The organism is Hyphomonas sp. UBA3601 (assembly GCF_002375605.1).
Lineage (GTDB): Bacteria > Pseudomonadota > Alphaproteobacteria > Caulobacterales > Hyphomonadaceae > Hyphomonas.
Genome location: NZ_DFME01000056.1, coordinates 1 through 319, shown reverse-complemented (window position 1 = coordinate 319; position 319 = coordinate 1). Strand labels below are relative to the sequence as shown.

At 64.9% G+C, this 319-nt stretch carries 1 protein-coding gene; it reads left to right on the top strand.

Annotated features, from left to right (window positions below):
* Positions 1–79: 79 nt before the first annotated feature.
* Positions 80–319 (top strand): histidine phosphatase family protein (locus tag B4F73_RS06335; RefSeq protein ID WP_290482771.1); only part of this gene is annotated, 240 nt, incomplete at its 3' end.

Genomic DNA, 319 nt, shown 5'->3' with positions numbered 1-319 from the left:
CTGGGGCTGATGGTGCTTTCCGCCGCAGCTACCTATTTTTTCTTCAAGTTTCGCGGGTGGCTATGAGCGGCATACGTCTATGAGCGGCATACGTACGGAATGGGTGTGGATCCGCCATGCGCCGGTGCAGGGACAGGAGAACCGCTATTACGGGCGGCTCGACGTGGCCGCCGAGCCGGTCGACCCCTCGCTGGCATCGGCAATTGCGCGCCGCCTGCCGTCATCGGCCGTCTGGCTCTCATCGCCGCTTGCCCGCACACGCTCGACCGCGGTCGCGCTCAAGCATGGCGTCGACCCGATCGCCGTCGGCGATTTCAAC